The organism is Sphingobacterium sp. E70 (genome assembly GCF_019285695.1).
Lineage (GTDB): Bacteria > Bacteroidota > Bacteroidia > Sphingobacteriales > Sphingobacteriaceae > Sphingobacterium > Sphingobacterium detergens.
Map to the genome: position 1 here is coordinate 1583579 of NZ_CP079104.1, position 15143 is coordinate 1598721.

The 15143-nt window shown below is 37.6% G+C and carries 18 protein-coding genes, 2 tRNA genes and 2 pseudogenes; 10 read left to right on the top strand and 12 right to left on the bottom strand.

Going from position 1 to position 15143, the window contains the following annotated elements; genetic code table 11:
• Positions 1-12: 12 nt before the first annotated feature.
• Positions 13-3282: a TonB-dependent receptor gene (locus tag KUH03_RS11465; protein ID WP_257093434.1), complete on the bottom strand. Its 3270-nt coding sequence runs from the start codon at positions 3280-3282 to the stop codon at positions 13-15.
• Between the two features lie 415 nt (positions 3283-3697).
• Here KUH03_RS11465 and mqnC point away from each other — a divergent pair, with 415 nt between their 5' ends.
• The 4 genes from mqnC to KUH03_RS11485 all read left to right on the top strand — a co-directional run bounded on the left by mqnC (position 3698) and on the right by KUH03_RS11485 (position 5700).
• The gene (gene mqnC, locus KUH03_RS11470) at positions 3698-4822 is read left to right on the top strand and encodes a cyclic dehypoxanthinyl futalosine synthase (RefSeq protein ID WP_120259395.1); all 1125 of its coding nucleotides are present in this window, start codon (positions 3698-3700) and stop codon (positions 4820-4822) included.
• Between the two features lie 9 nt (positions 4823-4831).
• Positions 4832-5044 (top strand): hypothetical protein, encoded by a 213-nt coding sequence (locus KUH03_RS11475; RefSeq protein ID WP_257093436.1) that lies wholly within the window; start codon positions 4832-4834, stop codon positions 5042-5044.
• Positions 5005-5391: an SMC-Scp complex subunit ScpB gene (scpB, locus tag KUH03_RS11480; RefSeq protein WP_257093439.1), complete on the top strand. Its 387-nt coding sequence runs from the start codon at positions 5005-5007 to the stop codon at positions 5389-5391. The genes KUH03_RS11475 and scpB overlap by 40 nt, the downstream gene beginning before the upstream one ends.
• 153 nt (positions 5392-5544) lie before the next feature.
• Entirely contained in the window at positions 5545-5700 is a 156-nt protein-coding gene (locus KUH03_RS11485; RefSeq protein ID WP_257093441.1) for a hypothetical protein, read from the top strand.
• 97 nt (positions 5701-5797) lie between these two features.
• On the opposite strand, the gene trxA is transcribed toward KUH03_RS11485, so the two are convergent.
• The 4 genes from trxA to KUH03_RS11505 form a co-directional block, all read right to left on the bottom strand.
• Entirely contained in the window at positions 5798-6094 is a 297-nt protein-coding gene (gene trxA / locus KUH03_RS11490) for a thioredoxin (RefSeq protein WP_104385868.1), read from the bottom strand.
• Positions 6095-6096: 2 nt separating this feature from the next.
• The gene (locus tag KUH03_RS11495) at positions 6097-6693 is read right to left on the bottom strand and encodes a rhodanese-like domain-containing protein (protein WP_257093443.1); all 597 of its coding nucleotides are present in this window, start codon (positions 6691-6693) and stop codon (positions 6097-6099) included.
• A gap of 138 nt (positions 6694-6831) precedes the next feature.
• The gene (locus tag KUH03_RS11500; RefSeq protein WP_306429731.1) at positions 6832-7350 is read right to left on the bottom strand and encodes a glycoside hydrolase family 25 protein; all 519 of its coding nucleotides are present in this window, start codon (positions 7348-7350) and stop codon (positions 6832-6834) included.
• Positions 7317-7703 carry a hypothetical protein gene (locus KUH03_RS11505; RefSeq protein WP_257093445.1) on the bottom strand — a complete coding sequence of 129 codons (387 nt, stop codon included), beginning with the start codon at positions 7701-7703 and terminating at the stop codon, positions 7317-7319. Before KUH03_RS11505 ends, KUH03_RS11500 begins: the two co-directional genes overlap by 34 nt.
• Before the next feature lie 170 nt (positions 7704-7873).
• On the opposite strand from KUH03_RS11505, the gene KUH03_RS45795 reads away from it, so the two are divergent.
• The 4 genes and pseudogenes from KUH03_RS45795 to KUH03_RS11520 all read left to right on the top strand — a co-directional run bounded on the left by KUH03_RS45795 (position 7874) and on the right by KUH03_RS11520 (position 9586).
• Entirely contained in the window at positions 7874-8248 is a 375-nt protein-coding gene (locus KUH03_RS45795) for a bestrophin family ion channel (protein ID WP_306429554.1), read from the top strand.
• Positions 8245-8636: pseudogene (locus KUH03_RS45800) on the top strand (bestrophin family ion channel). Before KUH03_RS45795 ends, KUH03_RS45800 begins: the two are co-directional and overlap by 4 nt.
• Positions 8637-8720: 84 nt before the next feature.
• Positions 8721-8803: transfer RNA gene (locus KUH03_RS11515), tRNA-Ser, on the top strand.
• 606 nt (positions 8804-9409) lie between these two features.
• A complete protein-coding gene (locus KUH03_RS11520) occupies positions 9410-9586 on the top strand; it encodes a hypothetical protein (RefSeq protein ID WP_257093446.1) in 177 nt (58 codons plus the stop codon).
• 76 nt (positions 9587-9662) lie between these two features.
• On the opposite strand, the gene KUH03_RS11525 is transcribed toward KUH03_RS11520, so the two are convergent.
• The 3 genes from KUH03_RS11525 to KUH03_RS11535 form a co-directional block, all read right to left on the bottom strand.
• Entirely contained in the window at positions 9663-9950 is a 288-nt protein-coding gene (locus KUH03_RS11525; protein WP_257093448.1) for a hypothetical protein, read from the bottom strand.
• Complete coding sequence (locus tag KUH03_RS11530) at positions 9947-10150, bottom strand: hypothetical protein (protein ID WP_257093450.1); 204 nt, start codon at positions 10148-10150, stop codon at positions 9947-9949. The genes KUH03_RS11525 and KUH03_RS11530 overlap by 4 nt, the downstream gene beginning before the upstream one ends.
• Positions 10151-10383: 233 nt before the next feature.
• Complete coding sequence (locus KUH03_RS11535) at positions 10384-10938, bottom strand: LytTR family DNA-binding domain-containing protein (protein WP_257093452.1); 555 nt, start codon at positions 10936-10938, stop codon at positions 10384-10386.
• Positions 10939-11638: 700 nt separating this feature from the next.
• Here KUH03_RS11535 and KUH03_RS11540 point away from each other — a divergent pair.
• Together KUH03_RS11540 and KUH03_RS11545 are read left to right on the top strand one after the other, a co-directional pair.
• A tRNA-Ser gene (locus KUH03_RS11540) sits at positions 11639-11722 on the top strand.
• Between the two features lie 689 nt (positions 11723-12411).
• Entirely contained in the window at positions 12412-12612 is a 201-nt protein-coding gene (locus KUH03_RS11545) for a hypothetical protein (RefSeq protein WP_257093453.1), read from the top strand.
• 258 nt (positions 12613-12870) lie between these two features.
• Here KUH03_RS11545 and KUH03_RS11550 read toward each other — a convergent pair whose 3' ends face one another.
• From KUH03_RS11550 to KUH03_RS11565, 4 genes and pseudogenes are all read right to left on the bottom strand, one after another.
• A complete protein-coding gene (locus tag KUH03_RS11550; protein WP_257093455.1) occupies positions 12871-13362 on the bottom strand; it encodes a trypsin inhibitor-like cysteine-rich domain-containing protein in 492 nt (163 codons plus the stop codon).
• 11 nt (positions 13363-13373) lie between these two features.
• Positions 13374-13793 (bottom strand): annotated as a pseudogene (locus tag KUH03_RS11555) (GLPGLI family protein); the annotation flags it as partial.
• A gap of 250 nt (positions 13794-14043) precedes the next feature.
• Entirely contained in the window at positions 14044-14472 is a 429-nt protein-coding gene (locus tag KUH03_RS11560) for a hypothetical protein (RefSeq protein WP_257093457.1), read from the bottom strand.
• Positions 14469-14717, bottom strand: a complete 249-nt coding sequence (locus KUH03_RS11565; protein WP_257093459.1) for a hypothetical protein — start codon at positions 14715-14717, stop codon at positions 14469-14471. The genes KUH03_RS11560 and KUH03_RS11565 overlap by 4 nt, the downstream gene beginning before the upstream one ends.
• Between the last annotated feature and the right edge of the window lie 426 nt (positions 14718-15143).

A 15143-nucleotide genomic window follows, 5' to 3' on the forward strand; every position in this document is an offset into this window, starting at 1 on the left:
TTTATAATTCCGTTAAAAACCTAAACTTACGCCCAACATATATTGCCTAGATTGTGGGTACACCCCAAAATCAACACCCAATGCTGGATAGTCCGATGATGTTGCCGATACTTCCGGATCAAGCCCCTCGTATTTTGTAATCGTAAATAGATTTGTTACTCCGATATAGGCTCTTAATTTTTTCACCCCTGTATTCGCACCAAAGAGTTTATCTGTAGAAAAATTATAACCAATTTGTAAATTCTTCATCTTGAAGAAGCTCGCATCCTGTACGAAATAGCTTGAAGACGCATATTCATTGGCAGAAACTTCTTCTTTCGTTTGTGAAGGAATTAGACTACCTCTATTATCGGTACTCCAAGCATCGAGAACACGTACGCTCTTTTGGCCATCAAATACACCGAAATCCGTAAAGTAGCGTGTTGCTTCATAGTTTTTGTTTCCCTTCGAACCATAGAAGTACATCATAAGGTCAAAGTTTCTGTAATTGGCATTGATATTCAGCGAATAGGTAAAATCTGGATGTGGACTTCCGATAACAGTATTATCTTTTGCATCTATAATCCCATCGCCATTTACATCTTCAAATCTAAAACCTCCAACGCGGGCTTTTTCGTAAGAAGGATATTGCTTCAACTCAGCTTCGTTCTGATAAATCCCAGCAACTTTGAATCCATAGAAGGCACCAAAGGGTTGTCCAGTTCTCAGGATAGAAGTTTCCATACTTCTAAATGCGCCATACACGACATCGTTAATACCTGGAGCTAAACCAACAATGGTATTTTTATTCCTTGAAATATTTGCACCAATATCAAAGTTGAGTTTGTTCGGATCACTCTCTTTATGGTGATAATTCAACGAGAACTCCACCCCTTTATTTTGCATATCCCCAATATTTACATAAGGAGAAGCCGCCCGGCCAACAGCTGTTGCTGGCAGTGGCAATGCAAATAACATATCTGAAGTTTTCTTATTATACCAGTCAAAAGCACCATCAATTTTACCGCCCAAAATAGAGAAGTCCAATCCCAGGTTTAATGAAGCAACCTGTTCCCATTTTACATTCTCATTTTGATAATCACTGATCCACAGACCGTTTACTAACTCATTATTTATCGGATAAGAAGCCGAATTAATAGAAGTAGCATAACGTTTTAGGTATTGATAAGATGGAATACGTTGGTTACCTGTAATACCGTAACCCGCTCTCAATTTCAGGTCATTTAACCAGCTTACACTCTTCATAAACTCCTCTTGCGATACCCGCCATGCACCACTCACCCCAGGAAAAGTACCATACTTGTTTTTGGAACCAAAATTTGATGATCCATCTCTTCGAACTGTTCCACTTAAGATATAACGATCTTTATAGGAATAATCTACTTTTCCAAAAATGGAGAACAACGATCCCAGAGCACCTTCACTTGCTGCCGAATTTTTTGAAGCCTGACTTACATAAAAGAAATCCGTAGAATTTGTAATGAAGTAACCATTTCCATTACCTTGGACCTGACGATAGGTATTGTCAATGGCTTCCGTTCCTAATAATACATTCAAACTATGGGTATCATTAAAATTAGCCTTATAGTTCATTGTATTTGTCCAGGTCCATTCTGTATTATAACCTGAGGTTTCTGACGATGCACTGTTTGCGCTTCCCTCTGTAAACTCAAGGTTGGGATAGGTATAACTTAAATTGTAATAATTCTCATATTTGATACCAAAGCTTGTTCTAAATGTTAATCCTTTTACTATATCATATTCTCCAAAAGCATTACCGAAAAAGAAATTGCTTTTGTTCATATTATCTTTAGCGCGGTAAGCAATCGCTACGGGATTCTCACCATTTCCCCAGCCGCCTCTAGAGCCCGCGAAATTACCACCTTCATCATATACTGGAATAATATTCTTGATACGATATGCGAATCCAATCGCACTACCTTCTCCGATATAATCGCCGGCGGTATTTGTATTTACACCGATACCATGCCCTTTGGTCATGCTATACTGCATATTTTCGCCAAAACGCAGTTTTTTATTAAAAGCGGAAAAATTCGTATTTGAACGTACATTAAAGCGTTCGAATCCCGTATGGATTACCGTTCCTTTTTGGCCCAAATATCCTCCCGACACAGCATAAGATGCATTTTCACCACCACCCACAGCATTTAATTGGTAAGACTGTGTGGGTGCTTTCTGACTCAATTCTTTAAACCAGTCGGTCCCTGCTTTATTCGCTTTGGTAATTTGATAAAATTCCTCCTTATTATCCGCATAATTATATTTGGACATATCCGCATCTGCAGGTGTCACTTTGTTGCCCGATACCGCGCCAGCCAACAAATAGTCAGGTAGCGGGTCTTTGTTACCATTTAGATCATAAATCTGCTGCGGACTTAACATTTTTGGGAAACGGCCACTATTAGGTACTTGTACGCCATAGTAAGCATCAAAATTAATTTGTGGTTTCCCGGACTTACCGGACTTGGTTGTGATAATAACAACACCATTATTTGCCCGTGAACCATAGATTGATGCTGCCGATGCATCTTTCAGCACTTGCATTGTTTCAATATCATTCTGATTCAACCAGCTCAATTTACCTTCAAATGGCACTCCGTCGATCACATAAAGTGGTTCGTTATTATTAATTGTACTATAACCACGGATTTTAATCTGTGGTGTAGACCCCGGAGCACCATCTGTCACAACCTGAACCCCTGTTGCACGGCCTTGCAAGGACTCTACAGCACTTGCCGCTGGCGTGCTTTTCAATTGGTCTGTATTGACGACAGCGACAGATCCCGTCAGATCCTTCTTACGTTGCGTTGAATAACCTGTCACTACGACTTCTTCTAACGCATCTTGTGAAGGGTTCAATGAAATTGTCAGATCAGCCTTTCCCGTGACTGTGACTTCAGCGCTTGAGTAACCGATGTAACTCACGACCAATACATCACCGACTTTTCCCTGGATCGTAAATGCACCATCCGCGTCTGTCGATGTTCCCTTACTGGTTCCTTTGATTTTAACCGATACACCGGTAATTACCTGGCTTGTGGTGGCATCTTTTACAACACCCTTAATGGGTATCTCCTGCAACCCTTTAGTTTTCACCAACGAAACGACTTCAACTCGACCATGAGCAACAGCTCCTTTGGCAGATACCTGAGCAGTCATTCCGCCTGCGATGAGTAGAGAACTCATCAGCAAGAACCTCTTATTGAACTTTTGGCCCAATATGAGATCAAAACAGCAATTTTTGTCCGTTTTTTTCATCATAATTTTAAATAGGTGGTTTAAAAAATTTATGTTTATTTATCTGTTTGTTTAGCTTGGTATTGGTTTATTTAAGTTTTGGTCGTTCGACTCCAACAGAGACAATATACATTATCACTGATTATGAATCACTTTGGTTATCATTTTCAATTTTAGTTTGGTTATTTCCAGAAATGTTAAAATCTGTTAAATAAATGTAAAGAATAAAAATATAAAAAAAGAAAATTCTTACTTTAAATCACAAAATACTATAAATCAAGTTATTGTAATTCTTACACTAAGCTAAATAGCTATATTTTTGTTACAAAAGAAACTTAAGGAAATTTAGGTCATCTCCTTTCCGCTCAATATCAAGTCGGAATGTCAAATATTCGCCAAATACATTTAAATCCGCCAAAAGGTACTTATATTTGTTTTGATGAATGTAAGTAGTTTATTAGAACGGGCGCTCCGATTTGAGTTCCTTTCCAAGGAAGAGGGTGTTTTTTTATATCAGAATGCACCTACAGCTGATTTGACTTTCGTAGCCAATGAATTGCGCAAGATACAAGTGCCACATGGCAAGGTAACCTGGCAGATCGATAGGAATGTCAATACGACCAATGTCTGTATTGCAAACTGCAAGTTCTGCAATTTCTTTCGTCGCCCCGGGCATGAAGACAGTTACATCACCGATATCGAGAGTTACAAACAAAAGATCGAAGAGACATTTAAATTTGGAGGCGACCAACTTTTGCTACAGGGAGGGCACCATCCGGATTTAGGTATTGAATTCTACAAAAATCTATATAGACAGTTAAAGGAACTTTACCCTACACTGAAACTCCATTCACTCGGCCCACCGGAAATCGCCCATATTTCTAAACTGGAAAATATGAGCCATATCGAGGTATTGACCCAGCTGAAAGAAGCGGGTCTGGATTCATTGCCTGGTGCTGGGGCCGAAATTCTCAATGACCGTGTGAGACGTTTGATATCCAAAGGAAAATGTGGAGGTAAGGAATGGCTCGATGTGATGCGTGCAGCGCACAAGATCAATTTACCTAGTTCCGCTACCATGATGTTTGGACATATTGAAACTATTGAAGAGCGTTTCGAACATCTGGTATGGATCAGAGAAGTGCAAGATGAAAAACCGGCCGATTCTTATGGTTTTATCGCCTTTATACCTTGGCCTTTCCAAGATGATGGCACCTTATTAAAGAGACTCCGTGGCATTACCAATGATGTTACCAGTGAAGAGTATATCCGTATGATCGCTTTGAGCCGAATCATGTTACCGAATATCAAAAATATCCAGGCATCCTGGCTTACGGTTGGAAAACGTACCGCCCAATTGTGCTTGCATGCTGGCGCTAACGATTTTGGATCCATTATGATCGAAGAAAATGTCGTTTCGGCAGCGGGTGCTCCCCATCGGTTCACCTCTAAGTCAATACAGGAAGCGATTCTGGAAGCGGGTTTTGAACCGCAATTGAGAACGCAAAAATATGATTTCAGAGAACTGCCTGCGCACATGGTCGAACAAGTCATTAACTATTAATACCCTACATTGAAAGACGTCATTAGAAATATCGAAGCAATTATTTTTGCTTCTGCAGAAGGAATAGATCTTGCCGATATCAAACAGATTCTACAAGAAGCCTTGGCTATTGAAGTATCGAAAGAAGAGTTGCGTGAATTGATCAAAAGATTGAAGACAAATATCAGGATGAAGACCAGGTATTGGAGCTGCGGTATATCAATAATTCATATCAGTTTCTGACCAAAGCGATCTATCACGAAGCGATACAGCAATTACAAAATCACAACAACAAGCGCAAGCTCAGTCAATCGGCTCTGGAAACACTTGCCATTATCGCATACAGACAGCCGATTACCAAACTGAAAGTTGAGCAGATCAGAGGTGTCAGTTGTGATTATTCTATCCAAAGACTACTGGAAAAGAAACTGATCAAAATAGCTGGAAAAGCCGATACAATAGGCAAACCATTGTTGTACGCGACCAGCCAACAGTTTATGGATCATTTCGGAATCAATGGTGTTCGTGATCTTCCGCAGCTAAAAGATATCGTTACAGAAGACAATGCAATTGGCGAAACAAATGAGTAAATAAAATAAAATAAATTTTTATTTTTAAAAAACAATTCAACATATTGATTAGCAGAAAAATAAAGGGCTATATTTTTTTTTAAAAAAGTTTTAAAAAATAGTTTTCTTCTCTAATTTTACAACATTGAATAAGCAACAATAAAGTATTATTTTATGAACACGGCAATATTAGCTAACGAAGATCTTGAAGAAGTAAAATTCGCGTCTTTCAATGGACCTGATGACGACGATGATGATTTCGAAAACGATGATTTCGAAATTCCTGAAATTGAAGGATTGGATGAATTCGACGATGATGATGAGTTTTAATATTTAGTGCTATATAACACTACCTATCAAAACCAGAGAATCATTAAAAAATAAGGCGTTCAATTTGATTGAACGCCTTATTTTTTTACCCATCGATTTATTTCGCCTGGTCGATCAGCTTATGCAATTCCATCTTTGGGATCATCCCACTCTGGCGCCACAGCTGTTGACCATTTTTAAATAATATAAAAGTAGGTACTCCACTTACTTTATAAATGGAAGCAATTTTTGGATTCTTATCCACATCTATTTTTATAATCGATAGATCCTCCTGATAAAATTCCTTTACATCCTGTAACACCGGCGCCATCGTCTGGCATGGACCGCACCACGTCGCAAAAAAATCCACTAACACCAGCGAATTTGATTGAATAATCTGGTCAAAAGTTGCCATTATTAATTCTCCTTTATTTCATCTTTCAATGCCTTATATCCACCCTGAATATTGCACACATTTTTAAATCCTTTTGCACGCAAAATAGAAACGGCAACCGCACTGCGATACCCTGATTGACAATGCACATAAAGCGGCTTATTATCTTTTTCTAGCGTTTTACCAAAATTAATGAAATCCGTCAAGGGAATGTTCATTGCATTGTCAATATGTCCTTTATCAAATTCTTTCACTGTCCGTACATCCACAATATGACCTGGATCTGATCTTTCTCCAAATCTTCCTGCGCTTAGGTTTGTGACAGCATCTACAGGTTCCCGTTCTTTCCAGTGGTCTATACCTCCATCCAATATACCGATAGCACCTGTATAGCCCAATTGCGCTAGACGCTCCGCCACCGCAGTACGATCTTGCTCCTCAGCAACAATTAAGAGCTTTTGGTTTTTATCAGGGACAACCTGTTTCAAGAAAGTATCAAATGGCCCCTTAAAACCCACATTGATCGATCCTGGAATGAAAGCCTTTAAGAAATCATCACCTGACCGTGTATCCAAAACCGTCACATCATGCTGTTTACGCAGTTTTTTAAATTGCTTCAAGGCAAGTAATGGTAAATCAGCTGTGGTATAATGTGATTCTTTTGCTGTAGATTTGATTTTGCATTAGCTGACAGAGCACCAGGACATATAAAAACACCCCTATCAATGCGGCCACTAAAATTCTGTTCATCTTATTTGCTATTTAAAGGGAATAAGTAATTTTTCCAATTCCGTTATTTTACCGTTGTAGATATTTAAATCGACATTTCCACGGATACCGGCCACCGAGCCTTTTTCTGAAAATTGCCAAAATGCCCAATGCTCTTTTGGATTTTCGATCCAAAAATTATAGTTGGCGATCCAGAGGGTATAGTTTGCGAATTCCTTTTCTAAAAAATCACTATAGAACTTATCCCCGGAGTATAGGATAGGTTTGACTTTATAATGTGCTTCCACCTCGTCGAGCCAACGTTTCAATCCCACTTTCAGGCTATCCATGGATTGCTGTTTTGGATGCTCCTCGATATCGAGTACAGGGGGAAGATCGCCTGGATGGAGCTGAACCTTACGGATAAAATTTTTGGCCTGTTTGACCGAGTTTTCATTTGGCCGAAAATAATGGTATGCACCCCGTAAAATAGCCCGGTTACGTATTTTGGACCAATTGCGGCTAAATTTATCATCTATACCCTTCTCCCCATCGTCGCCCGGATAAATACAAAGTCAATGGGAAATTGATCGTTGATCGTATTCACTTTCTGCCAGTCGATATCTTCCTGATAGGTCGAAACATCAATACCAAACACTTTGTCATCATGCTTACTCATGATTTCAATATTACGGATATCATACTTAGCCTCCTTTGTTAAGGATTTATTTTTGGATGTTGCCACACGGAAGTAATACATTATTCCGGCTTTATAGTGCCATGCAACAAGAAATAAGAAAAACATTAACATTCCCACAATCATCCATATCCATTTGGTCTCGCGAGGTTGTTGTTTTTTCTTGCTATTTTTGTTCTTTTTGATTGCTGTTGCGCCATACGATGATGAAGTTACGGCAATCACAATTAACTCGCAAAGTTTTCGTAACAATTTATATTTTTGTATATGATCGTATACAACCCTAAAGATTGGCTGTCAGCAACTTTCAAACTGCATAAATCAGACACCTTTATAAAGCTATTACCTTTTCTTATCTTAATAGCTATCTATTCCTGGGGATAGCCTACCTCGAATTGGAATATCTCAAATTAAATGAAAGAAGCTGGGTTAAAAACATTACCATCGTCCATAACCTGTTGGGTTTTGTGATCTCCTTATTGTTGGTATTTAGAACCAACTCGGCCTATGACCGTTGGTGGGAGGCACGCAAGCAATGGGGTACATTGACCAATATAAGCCGGGCATTTGCCTATAAGCTCAACGCTATGCTCGATGCGGATGATAAGGTCAATCGCAGTTTCTTCCGAAAACTATTCCACTGTTTGCAGAGACCCTATACGATTTTTTGCGATCCGACTACACCAAGTTTATGCTCGATGAAAATGAGCATCCCGAACTTAGGGCATTGGACAGCAAGAAGCATGGTCCAAATCAGGTTTCCAATATGATTTTCCAGAAGATAAACGATCTTTACAAAGAAGGAATTATCAGTGGGGACCAGTTAATTATACTCAATGAGGAGATTGTGTCCATGACCAATGTATGCGGTGCCTGTGAACGGATAAAAAATACGCCAATTCCATTAGCTTATAGCGCATTTATCAAGAAGTTTATTATCTTCTATACAATGACACTTCCTGTAGGTTATGTTTTTCGATCGGATATTTTGTTGTTGTTGCCGTGCCTTTTATCCTCTACGTATTAGCTTCACTTGAATTGATCGGCGAATCCATCGAGGAGCCTTTTGGTATAGACCAGGACGATCTACCGATTGATAAAATAGCTGCCAACATCAAAAACACTGCCACGAGATTATTCCAGCATAGCATTTTTTAAAATAATCTAGCTCATTTTCAAACCATAAGACATTGCTGCAAAAATAAGTTTTGCAAATCTATTCAGAATTTCTACTTTTGTCGCGGAGAGTTGGCAGAGTGGTCGAATGCGGCGGTCTTGAAAACCGTTAACTGTCACAGGTTCGGGGTTCGAATCCTCACTCTCCGCAGAAAGATCCTTCATCGCAAGATGAGGGATCTTTATTTTACAGATAAGTTGATTCGAACCAGAAGGGTTGGCCGGGGTTCGAACTTTATCATCGCGGGTTATAGCATGGGGATGTGGGACGCGATAAATCCCTCACTCTCCGCAACCAAAAATAAAGCCCGACGATAGTCGGGTTTTGTCGTTTATAGACTTTTGCAAACAATGTTTGATAAAAAGTGTATAAACGACAAAAAAATGAACAGAGTGAATGGCTTTATTTTATGGTGAAGCCTCCCCTTTGGGATCATTTTATTATCCCTCACTCTCCGCAGAACAAGCCTTTCAGAAATGAAAGGCTTTTTCGTTGTATTTGGATTCGAACCAGAAGGATTGCCCCGTATTCGAACGCCTGGCTCCTTTAATTTTAGTCCCTATTTCCTCGTTGAGGCAATGTGTAATTTTATTGCACAATGTGCTCTTATTCCAATCCCAATTTTACATAGCATATTTTTAATTCCACAAATGAATGATTTTCATCTTCAATGATATAATTATCATCATTTTCTGGAGAAACAATGCCTTAAATTTAAAAATCAGAAATATTGTAGTATTAAACAAGAACTATTATGAACGAGAAAAAACAATACGTTACTCCGTCAATAAATGCGATGGAAATCGAATTGGAAAATGGTATTGCTGCTGGATCAGAAGGTAGTGGTAGTAACGGTGGAGGCGGTGGTGGGTGGGAAATGGATAAAATAGGTTGTGCGGAGGCACAACCTATTAAACTTTCCTTATTCTAAGCATGCCAAAAATATTTTATTAAAATTAATCTATAGGGCTATTTTTGCTCATATAATTAATCCCCAACCAAACTCATCAATCATAATACGGAATATTTTTACCCAAGATAATATTACGCCTGACTGTTAGTATCCCAGATTCTATTATTGGGTGAACTATCCCCGAGCCGCCACGGTTTTCAGCAGCATTGCGACGTTCTGAGCTCAACAGTACATCATCATCAAAAAAATACTCATCCAGATAATATTCATTTTTGTTGGGCTCCTTAATCGTAATATGAATATGCTCAGGCTCTCCACCATCCGGATAAGCACCGGGCCTAAAGGTGTAGAAAGTATACTTGCCATCTTTCCCCGTTTTCACCCAGCCTCGGTATATGCCATGTCGTTTCGCCCAACCGGTTTCACCACCATTAGTTTCGTAGACTCCTGTCTATTCGTATGATAGATGTATACCATCACATTTTGAGCTGGTGTTTTACCATCTCTTTTCAGAACAGTACCAGTAACCTTTAATTTCGGTTCATGATGTTGAAATCCCGGAAGCGTGTCTACAGGAGTCAATATTTTATTCTTGTACTCGAAAATTGCTTCGCATCCTTCACAGGAGCCACCTACATGTTTGGAGTCCTGACTTTGGCAAGATCCTAGTATTGAGCTGAGCAACAAAAGGAACAAGGGGATGATGCTGTTTTTAAATCCATAACTCGTCGTCTATTAAATTAAAAGTTTCCCCGAAGATATGGATGGCAAATAGCCTTCAAAAATCAAATTACCTGACCCGATGAGTTTATCGTTTAACCCGATGTCCCTGTGGCAAATCGCGTTTTGAAATCGGCAGCATAAGTCCTGCTTAGTCGTAGGGAACTACTATCGGTCAACAACAGATCATAGTCACCATTTAATCGGGATTTAAATGAACGTACTTTCGAGATATTGACAATGGTCGATTTATGTACCCGAATGAAGGTATTGCTGTCGAGTCGCTCGCAAATAGCTTTTAATGTCTCTGCATGTAAATACCTCTTGTTTTCAAGGTGGATGGAAATATAGGGCGTAGCGGCAGTAATCTGCACAATGTCCGCTATCTGGATGATCACATTATCTTTACCATTGTTAATCACAATTGTATCCAAAGCAGGTTTACTTTCTTCCATTTGCTTAGATGTCGTCGGCTCCATAAGATACTTATATCCGATGACAAAGCCGGTGTATACTGCGATCAATTCACCCAGATGATGCGTCAGTGTATAGGAAAAGAATTTAAATAGATCATACACGCCGTTAAAAAATACCGTCGAGAACAGCGCTGCAATAAAAGGTAAGATGCTGAGATGGATTACCACTGGCACGCTTATCCATTTGATTATATTAGAGCGACTATCTAGCACTTTATTTTGTAGCTTTCGATACAAAATCATGAGTATAGGTATATACAGGAACCAAATAGTTTTAAACAACAAAGATTCGCTAAAATAAAACGCATAACCATTTCGCTTTGCTTCCAGAAAATCCTGAAATATGGCTAAGGAGGCAGTAGAGAAAAAACACCCGAAATGACTAGTAACAACCTCCTTGTATTCCATGTATATTTTGATAAGGATCTCCAATTTAAGTTAGAATAGACCATTGTGTATAGGAATTAATTGTTTCTTGACAATAGTATTTGTAGGCAAAAACCCTAATGCGAACTGCGCATGTTCACCATACCCAAATATAACAAAAAGCGTTCACGAAGTTAATGGGTCAATTGTTCAAAATAATGCTTAATCGTTGTTTTCATACAATGAAATAGGCTACCAACTTCAATATTGGCACAAAAAAATCCATGCACAAAGAAATTCCATGGATATCTCTTTCACCATCGATCCCCTTTGGTTGTATAAAGGACTGATTTTTTAGTCCAGAACGTTGGTCTTCTTTTAAAAAAACATTTAATAAAAACCTGATATCCAGCAATATTTTCGGCATAAATCGTCTAAACGGCACATTAAACAAAGAAAAATGTAAAATAAGTTTTGTAAATCTGTTCAGAATTTCTACTTTTGTCGCGGAGAGTTGGCAGAGTGGTCGAATGCGGCGGTCTTGAAAACCGTTAACTGTCACAGGTTCGGGGTTCGAATCCCTCACTCTCCGCAAGATGCGAAAACGAAAGTTTTCAAAAAGCAACAAAAATAGATAAATCCTGCAAAATCAATGATTTGCAGGTTTTTTTGTTTATGGCGATTGCTGTAATTTTCAAAAATACTCCTAAAGTTTGTGGCAATTTTGTGGCAATTTTTAAAATGAATGAAAATTGCCACAAAATAAGGTTTAAATTGCCACAAAAATACGTGTAATTTATTAATAACGAACACGTTGCAAATTGAAACATCTTGACTTGAAGAGCTTTTAGTTTGACATTTATAACCCTAAAATGTTGAATTATGTTAGTAGAACAAAGCTATGGGCTCACCTTCTTTTAAAGAGCTCAAAAGATCACTGCAACGGCGTTTTTAAATAATTCATTTTTTAGTTTTTTAAATTATTAAATTTTTAAAGGCTCTTAGGCCTCACAGCAATGAATGAAAGCTTTTGAAATTTAGATTGTTACTTCGGCTCCGTGCGCTAGCCTTTACATGCTAAATCAGTTTGTACTTTACTGGACCTAATGCAGAAAAATTTAGCAAGAGGCTATCTTTGGATGATAAAATGAAGTACCTAATTCCTGTTCAATATTTTATTGGTGAAGATTTAATTAAGCCATGTTATGAAGCAAAATGGGAATTTAATATAAGACGTTATTTTCAATCATTTTTTGAAGCATGCCGCAAAAAAGTAGAAAGTTGTTATTTGAAGGAGAAAAGGATATGGGACTTACATTAATTGTTGGTTTTGTAGATGAAAAACGACTAAAGCGGGTAAACCGCCGCTTTTCTTTACACCTTCATAAAGAGTTTATGGAAGGTATATTATCATTATTATCAATTTTAAATCTAGAAATTCACATTGATAGGAGAATTGAAAGGGGAAAATCGAAATTCTAAAATCGGTATAGTAATGCCGCCTTTTGCCGTTGTGGAACAAATAAATACAGGCAAATTTATTTTCGTTTATCCTGATTTTGAATAATGGCAAACGAGTAGAGCATTGAAATTCACTATAAAAACGAAAAGCGATGGTCTTCTTCTTAAGACCATCGCTTTTTTATTTGCGTTGTTACTATTGAATCCTCACTATAAATATTATTAATAATTTATGAATATGCCTGAGCAAATCGGTCAGTTAAAAGATTAATAACACTTTTATATACTTTTATATGTGATATTAAACCGGAAGCCGATTTTAATAGCCCGGACAAAGAGTATTTGGATACGAGCGAGCACCCGGATCTCCCAGCTTGTCTTCCAGCAGCATGCAAAATATCCGGAAGCAGCGGTTACACTTCTACTGTTTCCAATTCCACCAGGATAATCAGTACCAATTGAACAGCTCGTACTTCCACAACCGCCGGCAGTACATGGTTTTACCGGCGGGGTACTCGAGGTTTCGCCGGCAGTCTCAGAATCAACACAATTGCCACTATAGTCCCTCAAGTAGCCTGGTTTGCAGAAGCAGCCGGCCTTACAAGCTCCTGGGCTTGAACTGGGTTCCGGATTATCAACAGTAGGTTCCATCTGTGGTCCACAAGATGAGTATTCTTCATTGGTCCCACATTGGTTAGATGCTGACAATGTTAATGTAAGTGCTGCCACAGCAGTAATTAACAAAAATAGATTTAACAATAAAATTTTCATAACATTTAATTTTAATAAATAATTGAATGAATAATATTTATAATTGATAGATTACCAAGGTTATAACTGCTATTCTGTATTATTTTGCCAAAATCGTCAATTGTAATTTTTTTAGCCTTACCACTTGAAGGGCTTGGAATTTTTATACTTCTAAATGTAATATCCTTTGCCCAATATTGTATTCCATAATCCGGAATTACGAAACCTAATGCGAGCCCCGGTGTACCGCTGATTAAACACGGTCCTGTCGAAACCGGAATCTCGTCTGTATAAAATGCGATGACATATAATGAGTCAGCCGTCAGGCCATCTATTCTACGGCATTGGTATCCTTCAATTAATCTGAATTCGTTAGTATAATACCATTTAATTTTTTTCACTGTATCCAAGATGATAAAATTCTGTCCGGAGAATTTTAATTGTATACCAGTTTTATCCTCGTTTTCCGAAAAAGCTTCGCATTTTGAACACGAAAAGGATGATCGTCATTATTTTTGACCGCATCAAAAGAAGATTCTGATTTATTGAACGTTAATGTAAAATCGCTCTTATATAATGTTTTCGTACTCGATTTTCCTTCAATCCTCTCATAGGTTACTTTCCCTGATCATAAAATTGAAAAGGCTGTGCTCCAACCTTTAGCGCCAAAAAAAATTAAATTTATAATAAGAAATAACTTCATCATATTTTCTTATTAAAATCCCACTTTAATCCCAATAGAAAATACTGCGAAATAAAACCCTCATTGTATTGCAGGAATCTATTAGGTGAAAATTTCTGAATTACATTATTATAGGAGCTAAAGATATCATAGGCCTTTATCGATATTGTCATATTCTGCTTATTTAATTCTTTTGTTATTTGCACATTTGTATATTTCTGTTTTAATAGTTTATCTGAATAGACATCCTTTCCAAACTGTTCCAATGAACTTCTTTGAGAAATCTGAAAACCTTTGCCTAAATATAATTTTGTATCGATAGTAAATGAAGAGGTTACATACATCAATCGGTTTTGGAATTTACTTTTAACATTATCATTAATAACAGCATCAATACCAAAGTTAAAACGGAGCGTAAAATCAAATGTCTTTCTGTTCTGTTTTGTCAACGTTCCCCAATTGAAAAATTAGAAATTTTATTTTTTGCCAAAGTATTGTTCAATATTTCGGAAAAGCTGCTGAATGAATAGTTTATTGCGGGACCTATGATCACTGAATTTTTTAACAAGCCTTTTGAAAAATTAAGATTAGCATTAAATTGCTTTAATGCCATATCGTGATCATTTACATTGCTGTAATAAGTCTTTCCTTGTTCATCAATATCAAGCTTACTGATAACCGGATTAGTAGTCATTGAAAATTCGACCTGGGAACCAATTGTTATATTCCTAAAAGAATTAAAATAACCGTAGTTTCCATTAAAAAAATGATTTTTGGATGATTCCAGATTAATATTGCCAATATAAATGGTAACGGGATTTATAATTGACGAAACGCGGTCATTTGGAAAATGGTCGGAATGATAAGGTTGTATTTATACTGGGACGAAATCTGGCTCCTTTCTGATAATTGATATCTTGTCAATAAGCTAAAATTTCCACTTAAAAAATCCTTTTTCAAATTATAATTATCGCCTGATAAAGCATGTAGTTTTAATTTGCTGGCTAAAACATAGCCGGATAAGGAAGTTTGAACTTTCCCTTTATTTAGGAGTAAGACATACTCAATCCTTCAGATTTCGATGTCGATCTGTAATTGTAGGAAGGATCGTTCGGTATAT

Bases quoted from the DNA above. Each gene is read 5' to 3' on its own strand.
- KUH03_RS11520 (WP_257093446.1), top strand. From the start codon at position 9,410: ATGAACGAGAAAAAACAATACGTTACTCCGTCAATAAATGCGATGGAA.
- KUH03_RS11465 (WP_257093434.1), bottom strand. From the start codon at position 3,282: ATGATGAAAAAAACGGACAAAAATTGCTGTTTTGATCTCATATTGGGC.
- KUH03_RS11565 (WP_257093459.1), bottom strand. From the start codon at position 14,717: ATGACTACTAATCCGGTTATCAGTAAGCTTGATATTGATGAACAAGGA.
- trxA (WP_104385868.1), bottom strand. From the start codon at position 6,094: ATGGCAACTTTTGACCAGATTATTCAATCAAATTCGCTGGTGTTAGTG.
- mqnC (WP_120259395.1), top strand. From the start codon at position 3,698: ATGAATGTAAGTAGTTTATTAGAACGGGCGCTCCGATTTGAGTTCCTT.
- KUH03_RS11485 (WP_257093441.1), top strand. From the start codon at position 5,545: ATGAACACGGCAATATTAGCTAACGAAGATCTTGAAGAAGTAAAATTC.
- KUH03_RS11550 (WP_257093455.1), bottom strand. From the start codon at position 13,362: ATGAAAATTTTATTGTTAAATCTATTTTTGTTAATTACTGCTGTGGCA.